The sequence below is a fragment of the Clostridium porci genome (assembly GCF_009696375.1).
Classification (GTDB): Bacteria; Bacillota; Clostridia; order Lachnospirales; family Lachnospiraceae; genus Enterocloster; species Enterocloster porci.
Window position 1 is genome coordinate 93,762 of record NZ_VUMD01000008.1, and the last position, 23,930, is coordinate 117,691.

The window sequence follows — 23,930 nt, forward strand, 5'->3', positions numbered from 1 at the left end:
TAATTATGGCAAAACAATTAATTTCCAGTACCGCAAAAAAGTCCGTTTATCGTGACGGAGAAACTGTCATCAAGGAGTTCTGCGAGGGCTTTCCGAAGGCCGAGGTATTTAACGAGGCTCTGTGCAATGCCCGTGTAGAGACCATCCAGGCTCTGAATGTTCCCAAGGTTCTTGGAGTATCCATGGTGGATGGCAAGTGGTCCCTTATCAAGGAGTACGTAGAAGGCAAAACGCTGGAGCAGCTTATGGACGAGAACCCAGACAGGCTGGAAGAATACATGGAGCAGATGGTTGATCTGCACATTCAGATTCATTCCCAAGCCTGCCCTCTTCTTAACAAGCTGAGAGAGAAGACCAGCCGCGCCCTGAAGAACGAAGAACAATTAGACGATAGTCTGCGCTATGAGCTTAGAAGCAGACTAGACGGTATGCCAAGACACACCAAGCTATGTCACGGCGATTTCAACCCTTCTAACATTATTGCAGGCGATGACGGCAAGCTTTATGTCATTGACTGGGTACATGCCTCCCAAGGTAATGCAAGCGCTGATGTCGCCAGAACCTACCTTCTCTTCAGCTTAAAGGATAAAAAGAGAGCCGAGCTGTATATGGAAATGTTCTGTGACAAGACAAATACAGACAAACGCTATGTGCAGGGATGGCTTCCCATCGTGGCAGCCGCCCAGCTGGTTTATAAGCGTCCTGAGGAGAAGGAGCTGTTAGAAAGCTGGATTAATGTATTTGAGTACCAATAAGCATCTGCTTACATAGTATGCAGCCTATGGAAAATCCCCCGGAATCCGGGGGATTTTCTGACGCAGCCGTCTTAGCCGCCTTCTGCCACTGCTGATGCTGCACTGCTCATGACCAGCATAATAAAGCATATGCTTACTGACAAGCCCAATATTTGCAAGCTAAATTACCTGCCTTTTCCTTTTCTGAATTGAATATTTATAAAAGCCGCCTTAAACCGGTTTAAAATAATTGGTTTCTTCGTGGAAATCTGATGCTGTTTATTCCCCGATCCATGACTCCTCTGATTAACCGGAGCCAATACGCTATAGGCCACATAGTTTCACACTCTAAAAGAATGCTGCAACATAAAATTTAACAAAAATGTTACCTAAAGCTGACGGTCTATTTTATACTATAAATAATACACAAAACTGCATAATCTATTTTGTATATATGTTACATTATTAGGCAAAACAGAAATTTCTTCGTGAAATTTTTATCATTCTATTTTCTCCGATTCTTCCTATGAGCAGTCCTGAACTGAATCCTGCTTCGTCTCCCCACTGTTCTTTTCCTTACCCGAAGGCAGGGTTATCCCTGGTGACTCCAGATCCGGCAGAACCTTATCTACCTTATGCTCAACCCGCTCTATAGGGAAGGATACCATAGCCTTAAACAAATCTCCGTCAATCATAATCTGAAACACTCCTTTTTGAAGCTGAATCAGGCTCTTCGCAATGGAAAGTCCCAGACCACTACCTTCTGTAGTTCTGGACACATCCCCTCTCACGAAACGCTCCGTAATCTCATCAGGACTTATATTCAGAGGATTTTCAGATACATTCTTTATAATAAAAATTGCTTTCCCATCCTGCTCCACTACATCTGCATAAACCCGGCTATGCTCCATGGCATATTTTACCGCATTGGTATAAAGATTTTCCAGTACCCTCCACAGCCGGCGCCCGTCTGCCCGGATGATCAGAATATCATCGGGGACATTGCATACCAGCTCCAGCTTCCTCATAGCGAATCTCTCCTCAAACTCACCATTGGTCTGCTGAACCAGCTCTACAAGGTCAATATCCGATACCTCCAGCTTCATATTGCCGGAGCTGGCCTTGGAAGCCTCCACTAAGTCCTCTGTCAGAGTTTTAAGACGCTGGGACTTTTGATCCAGTACTTCCAGATAAGCCGCAATCTTTGGGTCCTGGATTCTCTCCCTCTTAAGCAGATCCACATAATTGATAATAGATGTCAGAGGCGTCTTGATATCATGGGATACATTGGTAATCAGATCTGCTTTAAGCCGCTCGCTCTTAACCTTCTCCTGAAGCGCCCGTTCCAGACCTGTACTGATATTATTAATATGCCGCCCCATATCCTTCTCTTTTCCTGAGAGCAGCGCGACGCTGATCTGATAGCTGGTATCACCCTTGGCTATATTACTGACGGCCTCATCCAGACGGTCCCTCTGCACAGCTTTTCTAAAGAGCTGGTGGTATATCCAGCCATTAAGCCCCACAAATACCGCAATGCATATGTAAAACAGAATCCGATAACTCAGCTTCTCTTCCCGGAAAACATACATAAGCAGGATACCGCAAATCATGGCTGAACTGATCCCCACAAACATCAGATAGCACAATCCCGTCCTCACCGCATAGGAAGCATGTCCTATATAATCCTTAGAAGCCTCCAGAGCCAGCCTGACCACACTGGTTTTCCACAGCGTTCTGGCTTTATACCGCCGGATTAAGCTGAAGCTGCAAAATACAATACTGGCATAAAGAATCAGCCTATTTATCATCTTACTCCAGTAAAGCCACTGACTTTCCTCAAAGAACAGGCTCATAAGCCGGTTTCCCACATACCTGCCCACATAAAGAGCCACTGCTGTCGCTGCCACCCACAAAGGCAGGAATACCTCTATGTAAATTTCATCCAAAGGAAAGAGCCGTATATCCGTGCTTCCCTCCTGCACATGACCTGACAAAATTACCAGAAATACCAGAGTAAGCAACGCCCCGGCGCTTCCTGCCGCTGCCCCCGCCATACCTGTTATAAAATTACTTCTGGCCTCTCTGTACTCAGCCGCCTCCATGGAATAGGAATCTGTATTGGGGTAGGAGGTATCCACTGCCACTGCAAGATAATACCGATCGTTATCACCGGGGTTCCAAATCTCCAGGTAGGAAGCTACATCTACTGGAATCACAGCCAGATTGCTCTCCATTTTGATACTATTGCCAGGCACATAAAGATATTTTCCGGACTGCATAATTTCTTCCTTGGTCTTATCCGGCACATTCGTATAGATCTTTTCAGTTCCCTGATCGGTTGTATAGACAATTCGGAACTGAAGATTGGTCTGCTTCTCCACATAATTATAATAAATTGAATAATATTCCCCCAGATGCTCCAATATATCCAGAGCCAAATCTTCCTTTGTCATACGAACGGGTATACCATCTCCGTTGATAAATTCTGGATTATAGGCCTGGTAATCAATGGTAAGCTCCTTATCGGAGTCATCATCTTCCTCCATGGATATAGGAGAGCCTGTAAGCATAAAATTGTCATCCAGATAATACCCTCTGGTTTTGGCATAGCGAACGATCTGATCCAGTGTATAGGTTTGCTTCCGTGCGCCAGGACCATCGGTATAGACCACGATAGGCTTATGCATATCCAGCTTTCCGTTCGTCTCAAACATATCCCGGTAGCCTACATAGGTAAACAGCTTGCTGATATCATTCTGAAGCTGGGAACAGAAGGAGTCTGAATCTTCATACGCCTCATTATAAATCCATTTGATCCCCTTCCCATAATTGGCATTTAAGTACATAGCGCTGATTCCCGCCACTGCTATGAGCACAAACATCACATGCAGCAATGTCAGCACCTGCTTTCTGAGCCTGAAGCGGTTTCTGTCCTCTGTCATACAATCACCTACTGCTTTTCAATCTTATAGCCTACGCCCCACACCACCTTCAGATATTTCGGCTCTCTGGGATTAATCTCAATTTTCTCCCGAATATGGCGGATATGAACTGCCACGGTATTATCTGCTCCAATAGCCTCTTCATTCCAAATTTGCTCATAAATTTCATCTATAGAAAAAACCTTTCCTGCATTCTTCACCAGGAGCAGGAGGATATTATACTCAATGGGAGTTAGCTTGATAAATTCCCCATCTACAGAAACCTCCTTATTATCATCATTAATCTGGAGACCACCGCACTTGTATACCTGCCCCTCTGCCTGCTGGTTTAAGTTCCCAAGCTGTGTGTAACGGCGAAGCTGAGACTTTACCCTGGCAACCAGCTCCAGAGGGTTAAAGGGCTTTGTTATATAGTCGTCTGCTCCAATATTAAGGCCCAGGATTTTATCTGCGTCCTCAGACTTGGCAGAAAGAATAATAATAGGAATACTGCTGCTCTCTCTCACCTTAAGGGTGGTTCGGATTCCATCCAGCCCTGGCATCATTACATCCACAATCAGCAAATCCGCCTCATGATCCTCCAGATACTCCAACGCCTCATATCCGTCATAAGCCTTTATCACCTGGAAGCCCTCTCCTGTAAGGTAAATATCAATGGCCTCTACAATCTGCTTGTCATCATCACACACCAGTATCGTCTGCATACCTGCACCCTCCTTCTTACTATCTCACTGTCCATCTTATCTTTAGAAAATTCTCCACGCACAAATAAAGTTGTTGGCCCACCATTGGCTCAAGCTTCTGTGCACCACACGTCCATTACTAGAGGAGGCATCAATGATGGTGCCGCCTCCAGCGGCTATCCCCACATGGCCTCTTACTACTACAATATCACCTGCCTGTATATCATTGAAGTTGGTAATCTTCGTATACCTTCCTACATTTCTCCAACCGGCGGAAGTCAGATAGCTTTGGTTTACCCCCACCTGATTCAGGCACCAGTATACAAAGCCGGAGCAGTCAAATGAATTGGGGCCCTTGGAGCCCCATACATATGGCGCTCCCACCTTCGAGGAGGCCACAGATATGAGGGCAGATACACCGCTGCCTGCAGGTGCGTTCACTGACGGCGCAGGCTTCTGTGCGGGCTGTGAGGAGCCGCCTCTTGTGCCGGAACCGCCGCGGTTATTGGAGCCGCCGCCTGTGTTGCTGCTGCCCGGCGCAGGCCGTCTTACATTATCCCCTGTAAGCTTTGCCATCGTTTGAAGTCCTACAAGCCCATCTGAGCTAAGTCCATTGCGATTCTGGAAATTTTTCACTGCCCGCTCTGTAGCTTCGCCGTAATATCCTGTCACATTAGAAGATGACAAATAGCCATACTTCTTCAAAAGCTCCTGAACCCTTGTAACAGAATCCCCCCGTTCCCCCAGCATCAGACCGTTGGCTCTTGCCTCGGAACTATTCAGCGCCACCCTGGTGGATGGTCCCAGATAACCATCCACAATCAGGTCGTTGCGAGCCTGGAACTGCTTTACAGCTACTGCCGTGTCATCGCCATAGGCTCCATCGGGAGTGGTCGTCAGATATCCCAGCTCCTTTAGACGCTCCTGACAAGCCAGCACCACATCACTCTTTTCTCCATAAGACAGGAAATTAGCTTTGATCTCATCACTGTATATAAGGTTAATGGTTTTCTGTCCAACCTTGCCGTCCTGCTCCAGTCCGTTGACCTCCTGAAGCTTTAGCACCGCAGTCTCGGTGGAGTCCCCAAAGTTGCCTGTAACCAAATCTGCTGAAGCCAGATAGCCCAACTCATATAGCCGCTGCTGAATCCGCTGAATATCGTCACCCTGAGTTCCCTTGGACACCGCGTAGTATTTTGCGTCCGGAGACATAATAGCATCCCATGTGGTATTTCCCACTATACCATCCATAGGCAGCTCGTTCTGTCTTTGGAAATGCTTTACTGCCATCCGGGTCATCTCTCCATAATAGTCCGTAGGCTCATCATTATCCATAAAGCCCAAATCCATCAAGCGCTGCTGCAGTTTCTTTACAATCTCATGACGCTCTCCAATACGCAAATATTCCGGCACTGGCTCTACATCTCCCAGATCCACATCTGTAAGATTAGGGAGAACCTGTCCCTCCAGGCCCAAAGGCGCAATGGTTTCCGGAACCTGCACAACCAGCGCCTCCGAGGCAGTAGAGATTCCCGGTCCCTCTACGGGAACCGCCTGCTCTGCCTGACATCCTGACAACATAGCCGTCAAAGCCAACAAGCCCGCCGCCTTTGTATAGACAATATATTTCCTGTATCTTCTATTCCATCTCATGATGCAATGTATCCTTCCTAACCTTTTCCTTCGTTCACCGTCAAAAAACTAAGTCAAATACTCCGCAGCAAGCTGTGGGGCATTTGACCCTTGGGGCAGTTGCCAATTAGACATGCGGACAAAGCCTTGACTCCTTGCTCGCAATAATCAAATTTATTCTAACATATTTCCTAAGGAATGGCGATATGTAAATTAAGGTTTTAAGAAAATTGAAAGCTGTATAAAAAAAATATTTTTTATTTATAAAGCGGTGGCCTCACCTCCAGCAATCCGTTTGAAGTAGTCCTCCAAGGTGTCTTCCCATAGATGGGCATCCGACACGATCAAACTGCTCTGTACGAATTGCTGAATCACCGTTCCGGTGTCTACTCCAGCACCTGGTATGGCAGTTCATTGATCATCTGAATTTCAAAATTGCGAATACCGAACCGTGTGTTGAGGATGCGGGCGGCTGCCTGAGCATCAGAAACGGTGAAATGCAAGTATTTTCCCTCGTATTATATAGTAGCACCTGCAAAGATGCTCTAACCATGGTCAATGATGCCAATGTCGTCAGCCAACAGAAAGCGATCGGAAGAAATGTGACTGGAAATCAAAATGGTTTTCCCTCTGGCATCGCAGAGTTCTCGAATGAAGTTCCGCACCTTTGCAATCACGATTGGGGGCAGACCGTTAATTGGTTCATCCAAAATCAAAAGTTCCGGGGCGTACATAACAGCAAGGGCGATTGCAAGCCGCTGTTTCATGCCAAGAGAGTATTGCGAAAACAACTTCTTATTTCGAAACCTTTTCAGCGGTTTGTTCATGGGTTGGATTTACCGGAATGCCAGGAAAGCCCTGATAAAAAATGCTAGAATTCCTTTCATACTTTTCTATAACAAATCAGCCCGCCATAAGGCGAGCTTATTTAAGAATGTTTATTTACAGGCTGTCTGTGAATTACATTTTTAGGACTGCCCCTACTATATTTTTCCTGCTTGATTCCTCCATTTTCTAATAATTTGCTCCAAGTCTGCCCACTCGTTATTTACGATTCTGCATCTTCTTTCCACTGCGTCCAAATCTTTTTCTCTTAAAAAATGGAACCTTAGCAGCCGCGGCCTCTGCCTGTCCCCCCTTCTGATACGTTCTTAAGGTTTCATCCAGACGGCGGAAGCGCTCTTCTTCCTTTTGATCGGATGCCTGGAGAAGAAACTCCAGTTCCTTTCCCATCTTATCATTCACCAGATAACTAATATCCTGGCTTAGCTTTTCATTATTAACCTCTAAGGCCCGTCCGATGATCAGGTTCATAATCTGCTGAAACTGCTCCATCTTTTCCTCTGTGGCAGCTACAGAAAATCCCTCGTTCTTTACAGCTGCCAGTCCTGTTCCAACCTCCTCTGTCTTAAGCTCTCTCAATGCCTTGTCCATATCCCGCTCCAGAATCTCGTCAGTCAGCTGAACCTGCCCTTTTTCCTTTTTCTTTAGCACCTGGTTTAAGGCATGCTTGATTGCCTTCAGCTGATACCCCTTTTCTTTTAAGTTCTTTACCTGCCGAAACAGCCGGATATGTAAATCCGTATAATAGCGATGCCCCATTTCGTTGCGGGGAATATCAAGCTCCAGCTCCTCCTCCCAGTACCTCAATACATGGGCCTCCACATCAACCTTTTTGGACGCATCCGATATCAGATAATGTACTTCATCCATAGCCATTCTCTCCTTCACATCTTGGGTGTGCCTTTCATCCACAGACACTCCGGGCATGTCCTGCCTTATTATTATATCTATGCGTTGAGAATGGACATTATACCTGTTCCTAAGAAATTTTCTAAGAGAAATAAGCGCCTCGGCTGGCAACCAATATCTTTTATGGATCTCGCAGTTTTTCCTCCGTCTATGGAAAAATATCGCCAGATATGATACAGCGCTGGTTCAGTGATACGCGAAAGCGTGGCAGAACGCCGATCCGAACCATGTGCATCTCCCGGAGGAGTACCATAGCCGGAGGATATGGTAGAATGAAGCAAAGCAGAGGAACTCCAGACCAAAAGGGTTCGAATAGAAAAGGCTTATTCCTGAACTCCCCCAGCCTGAGGCCGGGCCGCATTCACAAACTTAGTATATTCCGGCTTCCAGATTAAGGTAACTGTTCCAATCGGACCGTTACGCTGTTTGGCAATTATCACCTCAGCCTCGTTAGGGTGCTCCGTATCCTTGTTATAATAATCATCGCGGTACAGAAACATAACCACGTCCGCATCCTGCTCAATGGCTCCGGACTCCCGAAGATCCGACAGCATTGGCCTGTGATCCGTTCGTGTTTCACAGGCGCGGGACAGCTGGGACAGGGCAATCACCGGAGCATTCAGCTCACGAGCCAGCGCCTTTAAGGATCGGGAAATCTCTGAAATCTCCTGCTGGCGGTTTTCCCCGCCTCCCTTCCTGCTTCCGCTCATTAGCTGCAAATAGTCGATCATCACAATACTTAGCCCGTATTCCAGCTTCATCTTTCTGCATTTGGAGCGAAGCTCCGAAATGGAAATGCCCGGCGTATCATCAATAATCAGCTTGGAATTGCCGATAACGCCGATTCCCTCTACCACCGCGTCCCAATCCGAATCCGTCAAAGTACCGGTACGCAGCTTCTGGGAATCCACGTTTGATTCCATAGAAAGCATGCGATTGACCAACTGCTCCTTGGACATCTCCAGACTGAACACCATACAGGGCAGGCCCCTTCTCACCGATATGTGGTCTACCACATTCAGCACAAAAGCAGTCTTTCCCATAGAAGGACGGGCGGCAATCAGTATAAAATCAGAAGGCTGAAAGCCTGACAGCTTATAATCCAGATCAATAAAGCCAGAGGGAATCCCCGTAACTGTTCCCTGGTTCTTATAAGCGTCCTCAATCTTCTCCAAAACATTGATGGCTACCTGCTTGATAGGCATAAACTCCTGGCCGCTTCGGTTTTGAAGAAGGTTAAAAATAGATTTTTCCGTATCTGCCAGAATACTCTCAAGAGGTTCCTTTCCTGTATAGCAGGTATTGGCAATTTCCTCTGTTATCTTAATAAGCCTTCTTAAGACTGCTTTCTCACTTACAATGTTAGCATAGGACTTTACATTCGCCGAGGTAGGCACCATGGTAATAATATCCCGGACATAGTCCAAGCTGCTTACCTCAGGAGGAACATCCTTCTCCTTGAGGCGGTTTTGAAGGGTTACCAGATCCACAGGCTTGCCCTCATTGAACAGCTCCACCATGGCGTCAAAAATAATGCCATACTGCTTCTGGTAAAAATCGCTGCCCGTTATAATCTCCGACGCGGCGATTACAGCCTCTCTGTCCATCAGCATAGAGCCGATAACCGACTGCTCCGCCTCCAGGCTGTGAGGAAGCACCCGTTTCATCAGGGTTTCTTCCATATTCTAACACTCCTTATATTACGCTTCCACTACCTTGACTGCCAGCCTTGCGGTTACATCCTTGTGAAGCTTAATGGGAACCTCAAAGCTTCCGATCGACTTAATGGGATCATTCAGCACAATTTTCTTCTTATCAATCTCAAGGCCCAGCTGATCGCCGATAGCCTTTCCAATCTCCTTGCTGGACACAGAACCAAAGGCTCTTCCTCCCTCTCCAGCTTTAATAGATAGGGTAACGGAAGCCTCCTCAAGCTGTTTGCCCAGCTCTTTGGCTGCCGCCAGCTGTTCAGCCGCAACCTTAGCTTCATTTGCTTTCTGGAGCTTTAAGTCGTTCAGGTTCTTGGGGGTAGCCTCCACCCCCAGCTTTTTGGGTAAAATAAAATTCCTGGCGTAGCCGTCATTAACCTTAACAACCTCTCCCTTTTTTCCTAAAGCCTTTACATCCTCTAATAATACAATATTCATTTTCAACTTCCTTTCTTAATTGCTTTCTATCCAGGGGACGCCTTTGGGCGAGGCTCCTTTCCTCACTGCCTTGCACAGTATTTCTCTAGGAGACCTCTCCCTCCTCCAGCATCTGCCCGATAACCTCCTTTAACCGCGCTTTCGCCTCTTCGATGGAAACGCCTTCTATCTGAGCGCCTGCTATGGTTCGGTGGCCTCCACCCCCCAGCTTCTCCATCATCACCTGCACATTGACCTCATCAATGGAGCGGGCGCTAAAATAAACGGTTCCATTGTACTCTGTCAGCACCACCGAGGCCTTAATCCCGCGAATTTCCAAAAGCTCGTTGGCAGCCTGTGCTCCGATAATCGTGGGACTTTCCAGCCCTTCAGCCGGACATTGGCTGATAGCAAAGGCGTCCTTGTAAACCTCCGCTGCCCTTACTGCCTCAGCCTTTGCCTGATAATCCCTCATATTTTCCCGGAACAGCTTCCGCACTCTGGTAATATCCGCACCGCTTCTTCTTAAAAATGCAGCTGCCTCAAAGGTACGAACACCTGTCTGATTGGTAAAATTCTGAGTATCTATCACTATACCTGCGTACATAGCATCTGCCTCAGCAGGCCTTACCTTGATGCCGTCGGCAATGTATTGAAGCACCTCCGCCACCATTTCGCAGGTAGAGGAAGCATAGGGCTCCACATAGGAAAGAACCGCGTGCTTGATAATTTCACTGCTGGTCCTGTGATGATCCAGCACCACCACTGTCTTAACCATCTGAAGAAGTCTTGGCTCGTCGGTAATGCTGGGGCGGTTCACATCCACTACCACCAGCATAGCGCCTGGATCTGCCAGCTCTGCAGCCTGTTCTCCTTTCAGGAACATATCCTCCGGATACTCCCCATTCCCTATAAACCGCTCCATCATAGGACGTACCGAGGAGGTTACCTCGTTGACCACGATATTAGCCTTCTTATTCATAGAAACCGCAATGCGGTAAATTCCCACCGCAGCACCAAAGGAATCAATATCCGCCAGCCGGTGCCCCATAATCAGCAGCCGGTCCTTATTTTCCATCAGTTCACGCAATGCGTGAGCCTTGACGCGGGCCTTGACGCGGGTAGTCTTTTCCATCTGCTGGGCCTTACCGCCGTAGTATAGAATCTTTTCCCCATCCTTCACCACTGCCTGGTCGCCTCCCCGTCCCAGGGCCATGTCGATGGAGGTTCTGGCATAATCGTAATTCTGGCAGTAGCTCTCCCCGTTCATACCGATGCCAATGCTTAGGGTAACAGCCATATCATTTCCAATATTAACCGTCTTTACATCCTCCAGAATCGAAAAGCGCTCCTCCTGAATCCGGGCCATATACTGCTGTTTAATAACAAAGAAATACTTATCCTTCTCAATCTTCTTTACAATACCGTTGATACCGGCAATATATTTACTTATCTTACGGTCAATAAGCGCAGTAAGCAGTGAGCGGCGCACCTCCTCCACACTTTCTAATGCCTCGTCGTAGTTATCCAGGTAAATGAGGCCTGCCACCAGCTTTTGATCGGTAATCTGCTGCACATACTTAAGGGTCTGTGTCTCATCCAGCAGATAGATGGCCGTTACAAAGGAGCCCTGCCCCTCCAGCCCGTTGTCCTGAACCGCTGCGTTCAGCCGTCCCACCTCTACCTGCTTTAAATCCACTCTGTATTTACGATCCCCGAAGGCGCTGTGTATGCTGATAAGCTCGCCGCCGGTTGCCAGCATTTCCTTTGTAATCTCAGGAAACATAGATGTAATATTTTTCCCCGAGGACTTATCGCCCTCCAGAACTGCGGCAAACTCCCGGTTCATCCAAAGCAGATACCCGGATCCGTCCGCTACCGCATAGGGCATCAGCATCTCTTCCATCAGGCTCTGCCGGCTCTGGTCATAGGCAGTGGAAAATTCTATCAGTCCTGCCAAAATCCCTCTCCGCCTTGAACAGTAAAGCCACATAGCTATTCCAATATAAACAAGCGTAAACGCGGACACTATGATACCGGCCTTCACCGATACAGCCCCTACGACAGCAGTCAATATAATCAAAAGGACCGACAAAAACAGCGGCCATTGCAGGTACGCCTTAAACGTGCCCCGCACCTTTCCCTTATCTTTCATAGTCCTCCTCCAATCATATCTAGACAAAATATGCCTATCTTATGAATTATAACATATCCACAGCCATTCGTCCATGGAAAATACAAGAGAGGACAGGAAACCGAAAAAATACTGGAGAAGACAGGAAAGCGCGCTTACCTTCTTTTATCTGGATGGCGCCTCCTTCCTTCTGAATAACCGGCAACAGGCTGCTCCTTTTTGGTTTCCTCTCCAAAAAAATTCAGTGCATAAAAATTCCTAAACCTCTTGATTTTTCACTATCTGTGTGGTATTATAGTCACTACTTGCTAACAAGATATATGGGCGAATTCCCGAGTGGCCAAAGGGGACAGACTGTAAATCTGCTGCTAATAGCTTCGGTGGTTCGAATCCACCTTCGCCCATTTGCGTACCGGCTTCAGCTTAAGGGCATCAGTGCAGAGCGCGTAAAGGCCCTTGTTTTCAGCTGTGATACGCATTTAAGTGCGGGTGTGGTGGAATAGGCAGACACAAGGGACTTAAAATCCCTCGGTAGCAATACCGTGCCGGTTCAAGTCCGGCCACCCGCATTAGATAATGATAATCCGAATCCGGTTCCAATCGGGGACAGCTTCGGATTTTTAGTATATCTTTAATGCGAAAAGCAAAATCGGCGGTTCAGTGTGATACCGCCGATTTTGTCATACACTCCTTTTCTTCTCTGTTTCTTTTGCCCTTTGTGCTTTCCATTCTTTAAATTCTTTCTGCCCTTCTGGGCTTTCAAAGACAGAGAAGTTAACACTTTGAGAATTGTATTTTTGCAATTTTCCTGTACAATGGAGTTATGCAGAGGAGGTGCGTGTCTATGGCTTTACCCGGAACACCCGGACAGCGGATTTCAGATTTATGTAATGGCTACCCTGTTACTCAAAAAGAGCATGAAGCGGAGATTGAGAAAATCAAGAGCATGCTCCTTTCTATCCTGTGGGACATTAAACAAGAGATTGACAGCAAAGAACTGCCGGGAGAAACCGTTGCCACTGCCATGCCTCAATATATCCAGAGCGCTGCAAAGAAGCAACAGCAAAAATTTCGAATCGATGTAACAACCTTGGTTACGTAACAGATTGAAAAGGTCATGCCGCTGGACGATACGGCTATTATAAAACATAAAGCTGCAAGAAATCATCATAAAGGAGAATAATTAGTAGGAACCGTTTTTTTTATGTATTGTTTTAGTAGGTATTTGTGCAATAGGTATGTTAGAAAAAAAATAGTAGGGAAAATCAACCCATTTTGGATTGCAGTTGGGTCAATGAGAATTGCAGCTTTGTTTATGATTATACTGACTAGTGCTTCAAATACTATTATGGCTTTTGCAATTTTACAGGGAATGACTATGGTTTCAGAAGAAGTAATTGAGTCTCAATATATTAAAGTGATTGATAAAAATGATATTTCGAGTGTATTATCATTTATGAGTGCATTACGAAGCATCTTAACAACAGTAGTTTTATTTATTATTTCAAAAACCATTACAGATGACAATATGAGTAGTTTTTTCAAATACACGGTTATTGCCTATTTGATAATTGTAATTTCTTTGCTTAATTGGAAGAAAAGATTTGGAGGAGAAAGATGATCAACTTTTCAGTACCGGCTAATTACACAAAAAATCAATTAGTCGAGTTAAGTAAATTAAATAATGAGTCTGTAAATGGAAGACGAATCAAGGAACTATATGGTTCAATGCCGGGAGCTCCGGTAGGAACAATTCGCCCTGCGGCAACTTTACCTCAAATAACTGAAACAGAGTTATTAGATTATATAACTGATGCCAAGAAATAGGATTTTGAATTTGATTATATTATGAACAGTACGGTTTCCGATGGCATAGAGTATTCAAAAGAAGGTAAGCAGAAGTTGAAAGTATTTGTAGAGAGATTACTTAATGCAGGTGTGAAAAGAATAACAGTTTCTACGCCATACCTCATCAGGTTTATTAAATATCACTATCCAAGCTGTCACATTACTGCTTCAATCTGTGCTGAAATAGAGTCTGTCCAAAGAGCAAAAGATTTTGAGGCAATTGGAGCGGATATGATAGTACCTGCTAAAGATTTAAACCGTGATTTTGATATTTTAGAAAAACTTGTAAATAATACATCAATGGATGTAAAGGTATTATGTACAACACCTTGCCTATATAAATGCAGTGATTTATATTATCATATGAATTTATCTGCCGTTAGAGATAATGCACTTGCTAGTTCATTTGTAAGAAAAGGCGAATTTTTATCGTATACTACTCCTCGGTGTCAAAGAAGACAACTGGAGGAAGTCGAAGAATATATTAAATCCCCATGGATAAGACCTGAAGATGTAGAGGCATATGCAAAGATTGGCGTTCATAACTTCAAATTAGATGGTAGAGATAAAAAGGAAGAATATAATATAAATGTGGCACAAGCATATATGCAGGGTAATTATGAAGGCAATTTATTATATTTAATGCAATGGTTTTACCCGAAGGACAGAGAAGAATTGAAGCGTGAAAAAAATGATGAGTTTTGGCGACTAGGAGTTTATGTTGATAATAAGAAATTAGATGGCTTTATTTCAAGATTTTCTGATAGAAGAATTCCTTGTACTTCTGGATGCGATAAGTGTGATTATTGCAAAACTTGGGCGATGAAAGTTGTTGAATTGCAGAAAGAAAATGTCGAGGAGTATTTATCGTTGCTTGTAAAAACAGAAGAAGAAAATTTCTCAGTATGAGGTGGCGATTATGAATCATTTAGGAACGATTGAATTGGCATCAAGCAGATTAACATTAAGAAAGTTTTCGATTTCCGATGCCGAAATGTGCTATCGAAACTGGACATCGGATGAGAAGGTTGCAAGATATTTAAGGTGGAGACCACACGAAAATGTAGGAGAAACCGCAAGGATCATCGAAAATTGGAATGATAAATATACAGATGTAACATTTTATCAATGGGCTATTGTTTTAAAAGACGATCCTTCACTGGGACCGATAGGAACTATAAGCGTCAATAAATATGATGATTGCATTGACATGGTTCACTTAGGGTTTTGTATTGGCAGTAAATGGTGGAATAAAGGAATAACAAGTGAGGCATTATACCTAGTTATACAGTTTATGTTTGAAAAAGTGAAAGCAAATCGCATTGAATCATGGCATGATCCCCAAAACATATATTCTGGAAAAGTGATGGCAAAATGTGGGATGAAATATGAAGGCACATTAAAATCTGGAGATTATAGTAATAGAGGAATTGTGGACGCTTGTGTGTATGCAATTATTGCAAACGAGCGTGTTTGAAAGAAGCTGTAACTCCATATCTACTTCTTGTGGTAAAACTGTTTCGGTAATGTAAACTATTTTATGTAAACTTCTTGGTTTGATGTAAAATACGTAGCGGTAACTTCAATAAATTTTGTTGCAAGGGCTGAATGGCAGCTTTGCTATTCAGCCCCTTACGCATCTTATTAGCATGAATCCGGTTCCATGTCAAGGGCACCCGCTTTTGCGGGTGTACACCTCAATAGCGGTACTACCTCCTAACATGAGGTAATGCCGCTACCATTTTTCCATCCGATATTCTGAATCACAGATGGTCAGAATCTACCCTTCGTGAATCTGATAAGCTGTAACCGCCCCATCTTTCCACGAAATATCTACTGTCTTATTTCCCTTTATGCGCAATCCTTTTACACTGCCTTCACTCCATTTTGGCGGCAATGCTGGCAGCAGTTTCACTTCCCCGCCACGATCCTGTACAAGCATATCCGCGATTGCCGAAGTTCCTCCAAGGTTTCCGTCAATCTGAAAAAACAGCGGCGGATGCGCATCCCACAAGTTGTCATAGGTAGACTTCTCCAACAATTTCCTCATGTAGGAGAAAGCCTTTTCCCCATCACCTAACACTGCATAGAGCTCTGCTGCCCATGCACAGCTCCACCCTGTCTGACCGCTTCCATTTTCCATGCGGCAGTCTAAAGATTTTTTTGCCGCATCAACAAGCTCTTTATTCTCACAGAATAATTCTCCTGGAAAAAGGCCATACAGATGTGACAGATGTCTATGTCCTCTCTCTTTTTCTCTAAAATCTTTATACCACTCTTGGAGTCTTCCATCTGCCCCCACACAGTATGGATACAGTTTCTGTTCTACCTTGTCCACCTCTCCAAGAAGCCCTTTTGCTTCCTCCAGAATATGTCCCCACTCCTTCGCACTCTCGTCACATTTACGTTCTGCATACACACCCTCTTCACACGCACAATCCACAGCCCTGCGGTAATTGAGAAACACCTCTCTAATCAGCGACATATCCAAGGTAGAGGCCATAGACACCGCCCGGTAACGTCCCGGCATTTTGGGGTCTTCAAACCGATGTTCCGGGGAGGTTGATGGATTTACCACATAATATTCCCCAAATGGAACAAGCCAATCTAAGCAAAATCGCACGGCGCCTGTAAGAAGCGGAAGCACAGTCTCCTTCAAAAGTTCTGGCTGGGGCCTGTACTCATACGCGCGCCATACTTCCTGACAAAGCCATATTCCTCCCAGAGGGAACCACGCATACTCGCTGCAGCCCTCATGGGATGTCCCTCCTCCAAAGGGCATACCAACGGGATTGGTCGCATACCAGCCATCCACATTGTGATTGACAGAATATCCACGACACCCACAATACTTTTGCGCTGTCTCCTCCCCGGATTTTGCAAGCCGCTTCATCCAACTAACATATGGCTCCAGACATTCTGACAGATTGCATTTTTGTACCGGCCAGTAGTTCATCTGAGCATTAATATTCGTCGTCCAATTTGAACTCCATGGCGGCTGCATTTCCCAGCACCAGATTCCCTGAAGTGTAGCCGGAAGATTCTCCTTTCCCCTCGAAGAGCTAATTAGCAGATATCTTCCATATTGAAAATAAAGGGCGAACAATGGATGATCCTCCTGACCGTTTCTCAACGCTTTCAGGCGTTCATCTGTGGGGAGCTCCGGCTGTTCTCCCAAGTCAAGACTGACTCTGCTGTACAGACTTTGATAGTCCTTCACGTGTCTTTCCTTTAACTGGGCATAGCTTCCCCCAGTCTCAAGTTCTTTCACCGCCGTGAGTACGATCGTAAGCTGTGTAGGCTTTTCAATGCATATTTCCTCTTTCACATATATCTCGCCGGTTCCGTTTTCTAGGCTGTCACTTTTCTCCTGAGGGTTATAGGCTCCGTTCTCCACCGCCCTGACCGTACCGTCTGTTTCCATCACTTTGACAAGGACCTGAAACTTCTTTCCTCTTTCTCCCCATATAATAGGAGTTTTATTTTTTACATAGTTCGGGTCAACATGCTCAGGGCATTGAAAGTAATACATCACGGTATCTTGTTCTAACAGTTTGGTTCCGTTCTTCTTAAGCTCACTTTCCAGGCTGATTCTCACTTCTGGCAGAGGCTCGTCTGATTCAATGTGTATCACCATACACGCATCAGGATAGCTGCAAAAATACTCTTTTCGTATTTCTCCTCCTGCCGGCGTCTTCATGCGTGCCCAGGCAATCCCGGTATCAAGCGTAAGCCCTCTCTCATATTCTGTAACGCCAATTTTTCCGCGGGGATCACAGGACGAAGAATCTGCCGGCGGCGGATCTGTTTCTCGCTCTGTTTTCCACTCCGATGCACATGTCTCCAGATTCCAGATTTCCAGTGCCGGAATATCCACATGCAGCGTGCCAAGCGGCAGATAGCTCTCCGTAAACTCTCCCAGAAGATGCTTTTCCAGAAGTTCCTCGGCTTTTGCATAATCCTCCTCTGCCACCGCACTGCGCACCTGATCTAAATATTGTTTTTTTGTCCCATTGGCATTTCTCATCTGCTTCTCCCCCGGATATCCCGACCAGAGAGAATCCTCATTGAGACAGATTCTCTCAGCTCCAGGATCAGCAAAAATCATTCCTCCAATTCTTCCATTCCCGATAGGAATACATTCTTTCCAGCTTTTGGCCGGCTGCCTGTAAAACATTTTCATTCTTCTATTGCATACCATACGATTCCATTTGGCTCCATCTCGATATCAAAGCTGCTTCCATCTCCACGGTAGATCACTGTCCTCTGCAACTTATCCGTATTGTTTACCACACAGTATTTATTGTTTTTTGGATAGGCATGTACATCCACATTGTAATTTGTGCTGAACCATTTATTCAGTTCTTTCTCACTGTGACAGCTCCAAAGTATGCAGCGGTATAATATCCGGCTGTTCTCAAAGCTGTAGGGCAAACCGCTGATATACACGGAACGCCCTCTGCCAAATTCATTAACCGCCATCTGGACTTCCTTCTCTCTTTGTACAAGCACTGTGGCCCCCTCCAGAGCATAGATATTCTTCTTGCCCTCTCCGAAATCAACGGTATCTGTATCCTCCAGAATAAAATGCCTATGCTCCTCCCAGTTATACTTATCATATCCCAAAGTAAAGCCTCTTTCTTCCTCCACCCCAAAAACTTGCGCAAGCTGGAAGAAATGTCCCTGATACTGGTGTCCTGACGGCTCTCCCACACCAATGATGCCGCCGCCATTGTACACAAACCTGCGGACAGCCTCTATGATCCTAGGATTTGCCCACCACTCGCCTCCGGTATGCGCGGTGTCTGCATCTCCCACGTTAATCAGCACATCAATATGATCAAGTATAGACGGCTCGTCCAAAATATCCTGAAAACTGATAAATGAAACATCAAACGGAGCCCCGGAAAGCGACTCGATAATACCGGCATAAGAATAATTCTGCTTTTGGTAAAGTGCATGATGTACCATATGACATCCCCAGGCTCTCATTTTGCCCCAGCAGTTAAGTACGGCCACCTTTTTTGCACAATACGGAGTTGTCCCTTTGACATTTTCATACAGCGTGCGAAACTCATCACATACCTGTCCCACATACTCAATAAACTCCGGGAATTTGAGCGCCAATTTCAGATAGCCTCCATATCCAATCCTGTCAATCGGTTTTCTAAGAATCGCTCTTCTCGCGGTCACCCAATTATATTTTGCCTCTTTGACCGGATCGCCACCCTCGCAGAATACGTCTGGAAAAAAGTACGGCAAAAGACGCCCTTCTGTATATTTTACTCCTTCAATATCGCTGATCAGTCTGAGTGTAGAACCATTTCCCACACTTCCCACAACCGCGTCTAAGCCTAAGGTCTTGAACTCCTCCATGAATGGCTCTGTACCGATCCAGTGATCTCCTAAAAACATCATTGTCTTTTTCCCATACTCGTGTGTAATATCCACCATCTCTTTTACGATCTTGGCTACTTCCTGTCTCTGGAAAGCCTGAAAATCTTTATATTCCTTGCTCGGTATACGATACTGGTTATTATAATATCCCTGATCAATAATATATTCTGCCCGGAACTTATAACCTACCTCTTTTTCGAACTGTTCCAAAATATATGGACTTACAGAGGCTGAGTATCCATACCAGTCCACATATTTTTCTCTTGCCAGCTCATCAAATATGAGCGTAAACTGATGGAAAAAAGTAGTGAAGCGGAGAACATTCACATAGGGGTGTTCTTCTATAAATGTTTTCAGCCTTTTGAGCGTATACTCATGTGTCTTGGGCTGCCTCACATCAAATGTGATCTGGTGCTCCACGCCTTCCCATGAATTAGTGACCGCATTGTACATATGCACTGGATCCCACATAATATACGCGAGAAAGCTTACTGTATATTCGTGAAATGGTACCGTTGTGATGGTCACTCTCTGCTGCGCCTCATTATACTCCCACTGATCTGCCGGCACGCTCTCTCCGGTTGTCCGGTCGATTACTTCCCACCAGCGTTTTATGTCGTCGCGTATATTCGGAGTGAGCATATCCGGATAGAGTCCCTTCATGATCCTAATCTCCAGTATATCTGACTCGGCAGTATAGAAAGGTGTCATCAGATACATCTGCTGGATTTCATCAGGATTTGCCTGCGCCCAGGCATTGTCCTTGCGCGTTGTATAATAGGTGGAATATATCTCCGCCTGTATACCTTTTAGCTCATCCGGGAAATCAGTTCCATCACAGTCACGGATCGCGTCTGCTCCCCATTTCTTTATCAATTCCATTGTTTCCTGTACCACATCCAAGTCTGTAGGAATGGTCACAAGTCCTTTTGATCGTTCCATCAAAGCTTTCCTCTTCCATCTTTCTTAATCTATGTTATTTAAATTTGCTGTTATAAAAAGCCAAAAGACTTACAAGTCCCGCAAGACCTGCGAGCATAGTGAAAAGCCCCTTAGGTCCCACATTCTTTTGCCCTACTGCAATAAGTGCAACACACATGATAAAAATAAGGGCGGCAATAATACCCGTCACTATCTTTTTGGTTCTTTCTTCCATATGATAACCTAACCTTTCAATCCGCCAAGAGTCATGCCCTGTGTCAGTTTCTTCTGTACGCAGATATACAGAATAAGCGTCGGCAGCATAACGATCACAAGTCCGGCATACATCTGTCCGTATTCGACCGCTGATTTTTGAGCTGCCATCAAGTTCATCAGTCCTACCGGAAGAGTTTTCAGCTCCGGCTTCGGGAGCAGTGTCATCGAAATAATATACCCGTTCCAGAACGCCAGGAAGTTGAACAAAATGATCGTGACAATACTGGGCTTTGCCATTGGGAACATAATCTTTGTCATCGTTGTAAAATATCCCGCCCCATCTACATATGCAGCCTCCTCATAGTCCCTTGCCAATGTCCTGAAATAACCGGACAGAAGATAAATCGTAAAGGGCAATGACGTGGAAGTATATACAAGAGCCAATATAAAAAGGTTATTCAGGAAAAATGTATTTCCCGTGATCTCTCTTATCCCCCTGTCCCAATTATTCAGCATAAGAAAAATAGGCACTACAATATAACTCACATTGATAAACAGTCCCGCCATAAACAGGATATTCCAGAATTTCCCCGTGGGGAATTTGAATCTGGACAGCACATAAGCCGCCGGCAGCGCGATAATAATAAGCAAAGCGATTCCAAGCGCTGTGACAACGACCGAGTTCAGCATATAAGAACCCATGCTCGCTTTTTGCCACGCGTCGGCAAAGTTCTGAATATACAGTGTTTCCGGAAGCGTCCATGGATTTCCGTAAAATTCTGAATTCTGCTTTACTGATGCAACAAACACCCACACCACTGGTATAATTATTATAACTGCAAGGAGGAGCAGGCAAATATAAACCAGCACGTTTGCCGGTGTTACTGTCTTTTTACTTTTCTTATTCATATTCACTGATTCTCCTTCCTAAAATTCTATATCAGGCCGTTTTGTAGCCACATTTAATATTCCTGCCAGTGCAAAGGAGAACAAGAATACCATTACTCCGATGGCCATACCATATCCATAGGAGGAGTTCGTGTACGCCTCCTGGTACATATAGCTTAAGAACACGTTGGAAGCTCCGTCCGGTCCGCCGTTTGTCATAGCTTTTACGAGCAGGAAACTCATATTGATCGTGCTGATAACAAAAAAGGTCAGCGTCGTCCTGATATTTGACCAGATCAGCGGTATTGTAATCGTGAAAAACTGAGTGATCTTACCCGCTCCCTCAAGACTTGCGGACTCATACAGGCTCTCCGGCACATTAGCCATACTCGCCATATACATGACCATATAATATCCGATCGCCTGCCAGACCATCGCGATCACAATGCTGTAGATAACGATCTTTTGATCCCCCAGCCAGAGTACCGGATTGTTCGCTCCTCTGAACAGATTGAGAAATGAATTTAAGAGTCCCTGATTCGGATCATAGATGGCTGAGAAAATAGCGCTGATAACAACAACGGACAAAATATTCGGTATATAGAAAATCACACGGAAGAATGTCTGCCCTTTCAGTCTTTCTCTCGATAAAATATAGGCGAATATCAGAGCCAGCGCAAATGTAATGATCGTAACCATAACAATCAGCAAAATAGAATTCTGAAATGCCTGATAAAACCTGTCGCTCTGAAACAGCATCTTGAAATTGTCAAGCCCTACGAACTTCTTATCCGCCGTGTAGCCTCCCCATTTAAACAACGACATTCTAAAAATATCTATCGTAGGGATAATCATAAACACGATAAATAAAATCGCTGCCGGGGCAAGACAGTAGAAAACGAACAACCCCTTACCTTTTCTTTCTTTCATTGGCTCATCTCCAATTCTTTCTTCTCACTCCCAACTGCAAAATTGCCGTGGGATAAAAACAGGCGGTGAAACTGTTTCACCGCCTGCCTCACCTATAAGCCTTCTTTCAAACTTTGTGTCAAACCTTTTGGAACATCCGGAAACTTATTCAGTTTTACTGCAATGCCGCGCGAAGCTTATCGCTGTCAGTCTTGATCCGATCGATCCATTCCTGCTCTGTCTTATCGCCTGTTACCAGTGAATTGATCGGATCAAAAAATGTTGTCCTTGTAGTAATCCCTTCTACCGGCTCCGTAGTTGCAAATGCATCCATAACAGCAACCGCGCCCGTGTCATAGATAGAATAGTAAAGTTTTGCGTCTCCGTCCAGTTTGTCCGACATACCTTCGATCGGCTGTACTGCTCCGCCTTTTTCTGCAAAGATTGAAGCCGCCTCGTCAGAATACATATATGCGATGAACTCTTTTCCAAGTTCCTGGTTCTCCGCTCCTGCCGGCATCCATATCTGCTCGAAGAATGTGTAGGAAGCTCTCTCTCCGCCTGCTTCTGCTGCCGGAAGAGCTGTGAATCCCCATTCAAACCCATCTGCTCTCGGCGCGTCTGCCATCTCGCCGATCACCCAGTTACCGTTCGGCATGAACAGCGCTTTGTTGTCAAGCACAAGCTGCTGGTTCTTACGGAAATCATTGTCGTTTGCGTTTGCCGGAGTTGTCTGCTCTGTATATGAAGCAAGTTTTACCACGATATCAAACGCCTTTTTCGCCCCATCTGTATCCCAGATCCCTTCTTCATATTTCAAAGCTTTCTGGAAATCGTCCGCTCCCATTGTTTCATGCAGCAATGCATAGAGGAATGCATCGGAATAACCGGATGTAGGATATGTAAACAGCGCGATTCCTTCCTCTTTCGCCTTGTCGCCAAGTTCCCACATCTCTTCCCATGTCTCCGGTACTTCCCAGCCTTTTTCTTCAAAAATTCCCGCGTTGTAGAACAGACCGCATGGTCCGTAGAACATTGGCATCAAGTATGTCTTTCCGTCTCCGTATGGATTCGTAATGGAGTTTTCCACAAAGCCCGGAAGAATCTTATCCTTTACGGCAACATCCTCGCCCGGCACTGTCATATCAAGCACGTCTGTCATTTCGACAAGGTTTTTGTCTTTTATAAAAGTCTCTGTCAAACCTGACTCTGCACCAACCGCTCTTAAGATTACATCCGGATAATCTCCTGATTTCATCTGTGGAGTGATGATATCTTCAAGCTTTTTATCAATCGTCAGTTCAACTGTAACGCCCTCATGAGATGCCTCGAACGCAGCACATACAGCTTTCCACATATCCTGTCCATATGCCGTCTCTACCGCAGAGACCTTCAACACTTTGTTCTCCTCTAAGCCGCCTTTGTCCGCATCGTCTCCCCCTTTGTCCCTGGAAGAACTGCATGCCGAAAGCCCGAATGCCATAGAAGCTACAAGTAGCAAACTGATCAGTTTTTTCTTTTTCATAATTTTTTCTCCTTCACTGATTCATTTGTCATAACTATTGTATCTATAATAGATAATATATTACTTTCCTACTTGTTACAATCTTCTTTCTTGTTCTATTTTTTATAAATCTTGCTTTATTCATTTTTGTCAAAATTCTACCCGCCGCTTTTTCAAAAACGTAGACTCCTTATTTCTTGTTTATATATTTTCTTTAAATTTACGCTTGTATGCTTATTTC

At 45.1% G+C, this 23,930-nt stretch carries 20 protein-coding genes and 2 tRNA genes; 8 read left to right on the forward strand and 14 right to left on the reverse strand.

Annotation, left to right across the window (positions count from 1 at the left end; translation table 11 throughout):
• Positions 1–5: 5 nt before the first annotated feature.
• Positions 6–755, forward strand: a complete 750-nt coding sequence (locus FYJ39_RS10605) for a phosphotransferase family protein (RefSeq protein ID WP_154472443.1) — start codon at positions 6–8, stop codon at positions 753–755.
• 503 nt (positions 756–1,258) lie between these two features.
• On the opposite strand, the gene FYJ39_RS10610 is transcribed toward FYJ39_RS10605, so the two are convergent.
• From FYJ39_RS10610 to FYJ39_RS10645, 8 genes are all read right to left on the reverse strand, one after another.
• Positions 1,259–3,679 (reverse strand): sensor histidine kinase, encoded by a 2,421-nt coding sequence (locus FYJ39_RS10610; RefSeq protein WP_154472444.1) that lies wholly within the window; start codon positions 3,677–3,679, stop codon positions 1,259–1,261.
• Between the two features lie 8 nt (positions 3,680–3,687).
• Positions 3,688–4,383 carry a response regulator transcription factor gene (locus tag FYJ39_RS10615; RefSeq protein ID WP_154472445.1) on the reverse strand — a complete coding sequence of 232 codons (696 nt, stop codon included), beginning with the start codon at positions 4,381–4,383 and terminating at the stop codon, positions 3,688–3,690.
• A gap of 42 nt (positions 4,384–4,425) precedes the next feature.
• Complete coding sequence (locus FYJ39_RS10620; protein WP_154472446.1) at positions 4,426–6,015, reverse strand: C40 family peptidase; 1,590 nt, start codon at positions 6,013–6,015, stop codon at positions 4,426–4,428.
• Between the two features lie 524 nt (positions 6,016–6,539).
• Positions 6,540–6,821, reverse strand: coding sequence for an ATP-binding cassette domain-containing protein (locus tag FYJ39_RS20905; RefSeq protein ID WP_235919798.1), 282 nt, complete (start codon positions 6,819–6,821; stop codon positions 6,540–6,542).
• Positions 6,822–7,038: 217 nt separating this feature from the next.
• Entirely contained in the window at positions 7,039–7,707 is a 669-nt protein-coding gene (locus FYJ39_RS10630) for a MerR family transcriptional regulator (protein WP_154472447.1), read from the reverse strand.
• Positions 7,708–8,069: 362 nt separating this feature from the next.
• Positions 8,070–9,428 carry a replicative DNA helicase gene (gene dnaB / locus FYJ39_RS10635; RefSeq protein WP_154472448.1) on the reverse strand — a complete coding sequence of 453 codons (1,359 nt, stop codon included), beginning with the start codon at positions 9,426–9,428 and terminating at the stop codon, positions 8,070–8,072.
• An 18-nt stretch (positions 9,429–9,446) separates the two neighbouring features.
• Positions 9,447–9,893 (reverse strand): 50S ribosomal protein L9, encoded by a 447-nt coding sequence (rplI, locus tag FYJ39_RS10640; protein ID WP_154472449.1) that lies wholly within the window; start codon positions 9,891–9,893, stop codon positions 9,447–9,449.
• Positions 9,894–9,978: 85 nt separating this feature from the next.
• The gene (locus tag FYJ39_RS10645) at positions 9,979–12,027 is read right to left on the reverse strand and encodes a DHH family phosphoesterase (RefSeq protein ID WP_154472450.1); all 2,049 of its coding nucleotides are present in this window, start codon (positions 12,025–12,027) and stop codon (positions 9,979–9,981) included.
• A 301-nt stretch (positions 12,028–12,328) separates the two neighbouring features.
• On the opposite strand from FYJ39_RS10645, the gene FYJ39_RS10650 reads away from it, so the two are divergent.
• The 7 genes from FYJ39_RS10650 to FYJ39_RS10680 all read left to right on the forward strand — a co-directional run bounded on the left by FYJ39_RS10650 (position 12,329) and on the right by FYJ39_RS10680 (position 15,331).
• Positions 12,329–12,410: transfer RNA gene (locus FYJ39_RS10650), tRNA-Tyr, on the forward strand.
• A gap of 81 nt (positions 12,411–12,491) precedes the next feature.
• A tRNA-Leu gene (locus FYJ39_RS10655) sits at positions 12,492–12,575 on the forward strand.
• Positions 12,576–12,850: 275 nt separating this feature from the next.
• Positions 12,851–13,108 (forward strand): hypothetical protein, encoded by a 258-nt coding sequence (locus FYJ39_RS10660; RefSeq protein WP_154472451.1) that lies wholly within the window; start codon positions 12,851–12,853, stop codon positions 13,106–13,108.
• A gap of 102 nt (positions 13,109–13,210) precedes the next feature.
• Entirely contained in the window at positions 13,211–13,627 is a 417-nt protein-coding gene (locus FYJ39_RS10665; protein WP_154472452.1) for a hypothetical protein, read from the forward strand.
• Positions 13,624–13,833, forward strand: coding sequence for a hypothetical protein (locus tag FYJ39_RS10670; RefSeq protein WP_154472453.1), 210 nt, complete (start codon positions 13,624–13,626; stop codon positions 13,831–13,833). Before FYJ39_RS10665 ends, FYJ39_RS10670 begins: the two co-directional genes overlap by 4 nt.
• A gap of 75 nt (positions 13,834–13,908) precedes the next feature.
• Positions 13,909–14,763, forward strand: a complete 855-nt coding sequence (locus FYJ39_RS10675; RefSeq protein WP_195840413.1) for a U32 family peptidase — start codon at positions 13,909–13,911, stop codon at positions 14,761–14,763.
• A 10-nt stretch (positions 14,764–14,773) separates the two neighbouring features.
• The gene (locus tag FYJ39_RS10680; protein ID WP_154472455.1) at positions 14,774–15,331 is read left to right on the forward strand and encodes a GNAT family N-acetyltransferase; all 558 of its coding nucleotides are present in this window, start codon (positions 14,774–14,776) and stop codon (positions 15,329–15,331) included.
• Positions 15,332–15,634: 303 nt separating this feature from the next.
• Here the strand turns inward: FYJ39_RS10680 and FYJ39_RS10685 are convergent, their stop codons facing one another.
• The 6 genes from FYJ39_RS10685 to FYJ39_RS10710 form a co-directional block, all read right to left on the reverse strand.
• A complete protein-coding gene (locus FYJ39_RS10685) occupies positions 15,635–18,031 on the reverse strand; it encodes a glycoside hydrolase family 95 protein (protein ID WP_195840414.1) in 2,397 nt (798 codons plus the stop codon).
• A gap of 2 nt (positions 18,032–18,033) precedes the next feature.
• Positions 18,034–20,193, reverse strand: coding sequence for a 1,3-beta-galactosyl-N-acetylhexosamine phosphorylase (gene gnpA / locus FYJ39_RS10690; protein ID WP_154472457.1), 2,160 nt, complete (start codon positions 20,191–20,193; stop codon positions 18,034–18,036).
• A 34-nt stretch (positions 20,194–20,227) separates the two neighbouring features.
• Positions 20,228–20,407 (reverse strand): DUF6903 family protein, encoded by a 180-nt coding sequence (locus FYJ39_RS10695; RefSeq protein WP_154472458.1) that lies wholly within the window; start codon positions 20,405–20,407, stop codon positions 20,228–20,230.
• A gap of 8 nt (positions 20,408–20,415) precedes the next feature.
• Positions 20,416–21,297 carry a carbohydrate ABC transporter permease gene (locus tag FYJ39_RS10700; protein WP_154472459.1) on the reverse strand — a complete coding sequence of 294 codons (882 nt, stop codon included), beginning with the start codon at positions 21,295–21,297 and terminating at the stop codon, positions 20,416–20,418.
• Between the two features lie 18 nt (positions 21,298–21,315).
• Positions 21,316–22,206 carry a carbohydrate ABC transporter permease gene (locus FYJ39_RS10705; RefSeq protein WP_154472460.1) on the reverse strand — a complete coding sequence of 297 codons (891 nt, stop codon included), beginning with the start codon at positions 22,204–22,206 and terminating at the stop codon, positions 21,316–21,318.
• A gap of 154 nt (positions 22,207–22,360) precedes the next feature.
• Positions 22,361–23,710, reverse strand: coding sequence for a carbohydrate ABC transporter substrate-binding protein (locus tag FYJ39_RS10710; protein WP_154472461.1), 1,350 nt, complete (start codon positions 23,708–23,710; stop codon positions 22,361–22,363).
• Positions 23,711–23,930 lie beyond the last annotated feature (220 nt).

What these genes read in the sequence shown, in the direction of transcription:
- rplI (WP_154472449.1), bottom strand. Translation starts at nt 9,893, where the DNA reads ATGAATATTGTATTATTAGAGGATGTAAAGGCTTTAGGAAAAAAGGGA.
- FYJ39_RS10610 (WP_154472444.1), bottom strand. Translation starts at nt 3,679, where the DNA reads ATGACAGAGGACAGAAACCGCTTCAGGCTCAGAAAGCAGGTGCTGACA.
- FYJ39_RS10615 (WP_154472445.1), bottom strand. Translation starts at nt 4,383, where the DNA reads ATGCAGACGATACTGGTGTGTGATGATGACAAGCAGATTGTAGAGGCC.
- FYJ39_RS10665 (WP_154472452.1), top strand. Translation starts at nt 13,211, where the DNA reads ATGTATTGTTTTAGTAGGTATTTGTGCAATAGGTATGTTAGAAAAAAA.
- gnpA (WP_154472457.1), bottom strand. Translation starts at nt 20,193, where the DNA reads ATGGAACGATCAAAAGGACTTGTGACCATTCCTACAGACTTGGATGTG.
- FYJ39_RS10630 (WP_154472447.1), bottom strand. Translation starts at nt 7,707, where the DNA reads ATGGATGAAGTACATTATCTGATATCGGATGCGTCCAAAAAGGTTGAT.
- FYJ39_RS10660 (WP_154472451.1), top strand. Translation starts at nt 12,851, where the DNA reads ATGGCTTTACCCGGAACACCCGGACAGCGGATTTCAGATTTATGTAAT.
- FYJ39_RS20905 (WP_235919798.1), bottom strand. Translation starts at nt 6,821, where the DNA reads ATGAACAAACCGCTGAAAAGGTTTCGAAATAAGAAGTTGTTTTCGCAA.
- FYJ39_RS10710 (WP_154472461.1), bottom strand. Translation starts at nt 23,710, where the DNA reads ATGAAAAAGAAAAAACTGATCAGTTTGCTACTTGTAGCTTCTATGGCA.
- FYJ39_RS10670 (WP_154472453.1), top strand. Translation starts at nt 13,624, where the DNA reads ATGATCAACTTTTCAGTACCGGCTAATTACACAAAAAATCAATTAGTC.
- FYJ39_RS10605 (WP_154472443.1), top strand. Translation starts at nt 6, where the DNA reads ATGGCAAAACAATTAATTTCCAGTACCGCAAAAAAGTCCGTTTATCGT.
- FYJ39_RS10620 (WP_154472446.1), bottom strand. Translation starts at nt 6,015, where the DNA reads ATGAGATGGAATAGAAGATACAGGAAATATATTGTCTATACAAAGGCG.
- FYJ39_RS10645 (WP_154472450.1), bottom strand. Translation starts at nt 12,027, where the DNA reads ATGAAAGATAAGGGAAAGGTGCGGGGCACGTTTAAGGCGTACCTGCAA.
- FYJ39_RS10685 (WP_195840414.1), bottom strand. Translation starts at nt 18,031, where the DNA reads ATGTTTTACAGGCAGCCGGCCAAAAGCTGGAAAGAATGTATTCCTATC.
- FYJ39_RS10680 (WP_154472455.1), top strand. Translation starts at nt 14,774, where the DNA reads ATGAATCATTTAGGAACGATTGAATTGGCATCAAGCAGATTAACATTA.
- FYJ39_RS10705 (WP_154472460.1), bottom strand. Translation starts at nt 22,206, where the DNA reads ATGAAAGAAAGAAAAGGTAAGGGGTTGTTCGTTTTCTACTGTCTTGCC.
- FYJ39_RS10695 (WP_154472458.1), bottom strand. Translation starts at nt 20,407, where the DNA reads ATGGAAGAAAGAACCAAAAAGATAGTGACGGGTATTATTGCCGCCCTT.
- dnaB (WP_154472448.1), bottom strand. Translation starts at nt 9,428, where the DNA reads ATGGAAGAAACCCTGATGAAACGGGTGCTTCCTCACAGCCTGGAGGCG.
- FYJ39_RS10700 (WP_154472459.1), bottom strand. Translation starts at nt 21,297, where the DNA reads ATGAATAAGAAAAGTAAAAAGACAGTAACACCGGCAAACGTGCTGGTT.